Source organism: Arhodomonas sp. KWT, from assembly GCF_010993615.1.
Genome location: NZ_WNXE01000389.1, coordinates 1 through 1676 on the forward strand (window position 1 = coordinate 1; position 1676 = coordinate 1676).

1 protein-coding gene is annotated in these 1676 nt (G+C 70.6%); it reads right to left on the reverse strand.

The annotated features are described in order from the left end of the window. On the reverse strand, nucleotides 1-1570 hold a 1570-nt coding region (locus G7A99_RS19235; protein ID WP_163143244.1), incomplete at its 3' end, for a UvrD-helicase domain-containing protein. Nucleotides 1571-1676 lie beyond the last annotated feature (106 nt).

A 1676-nucleotide genomic window follows, 5' to 3' on the forward strand; every position in this document is an offset into this window, starting at 1 on the left:
AGGTGCGCGCCGCGCTGATCAGCTCGTCCAGGTTCTCCAGCCGGTCCCGGGCGCGCTCGGAGCCCTCCTTCTCCAGCACGCCGCGCAGGCCGCTGACGTCGAGCACCGTCTCCACCTGGTCAGGCAGGGACTGCCCGGCGGTGCGCGCGGCGAGATCGTCCACCAGCTCGATGAACGAGGACACGGACCGCGCCGCGCGGGCCGACAGCCCGCCGGGCCCGGTGACCCCGCGGGCCGCCTCCCACAGGCTGATCCCCTGGGTACGGGCGGCCGTGCGGATGGCCTCGACGGTGCGCGCGCCGATACCCCGCGCCGGGGTGTTTATCACCCGCTCCAGCGAGGCGTCGTCGTGGCGGTTGTCCACCAGCCGCAGGTAGGCCAGCGCATCCTTGATCTCGGCGCGCTCGAAGAACCGCAGCCCACCGTAGACGCGATAGGTCACGCGGTTGCCGATCAGCGCCTCCTCGAAGGTGCGGGACTGGGCGTTGGAGCGGTAGAGGATGGCGAAGTCGCTGCGGGAGTAGCCCTCCTCCTCGGTCATCGCACGGATGCGCTCCACGACGAAGCGCGCCTCGTCCTGCTCGTTGAACGCGGCATACACGCTGATCGGATGGCCCTGGCCGCCATCCGTCCACAGCGACTTGCCCAGGCGATCGCTGTTGTGGGCGATGAGATGGTTGGCGGCGTCCAGGATCGTGCGCGTGGAGCGGTAGTTCTGCTCCAGGCGCAGCACCTGCGTGTCCGGGTAGTCGCGCTGGTAGCGCTGCAGGTTCTCCACCCGCGCGCCGCGCCAGCCGTAGATGGACTGGTCGTCGTCACCGACGACGAACACGTCCGCATCCTCGGCGGCGATCAGGCGCAGCCAGTCGTACTGGATGCCGTTGGTGTCCTGGAACTCGTCGATGAGCACGTGGCGGAAGCGCCGCCGGTAGTGATCGAGCAGCTCCGGGTGGGCGCGCCACATCTCGCAGCAGCGCAGCAGCAGCTCCGGGAAGTCCACCACGCCGGCGGACCGGCAGGCCGAGTCGTAGGCGCCATAAAGCTCGACCAGGGTCGCGGTGTAGGCGTCGTCGGTGTCGAGCTCACCGGCACGCCGGCCCTCGTCCTTGCGGGCGTTGATGTAGCCCTGGACCTGGCGCACCGGATAGCGCTTGTCGTCGACGCCGGCGTCGCGCATCACGCGCTTGACCAGCCGGCGCTGGTCCTCGCTGTCGAGGATCTGGAAGCCCTTGGGCAGGCCGGCCTCCTCGGCGTGCAGCCGCAGCAGCCGGTGAGCGATGCCATGGAAGGTGCCTACCCACATGCCACCGCCGCTAATGCCGAGCAGCGACTCGATGCGCCCGCGCATCTCCGCGGCCGCCTTGTTGGTGAAGGTCACCGCCAGGATGGACCAGGGCGAGGCGCCGTGGACCCGCACCAGCCACGCCGCGCGGTGGGTGAGCACGCGGGTCTTGCCGCTGCCGGCGCCGGCGAGCACCAGGGCGTGGCCGAGGGGGGCACCCACCGCCTCGCGCTGGGCGTCGTTGAGGGGGGCGAGCAGATCCGAGATGTCGTCGTCGAGGGCGTCCATGCCCGCGGATTGTATCAGAGCGGGGACCCGCGTCGGCTCACCCGGCAAGCTCAACCGCTTCCCCGGAAAGCTCGTGGACCGCCTCCAGGCCGTGGATCACCTCGGC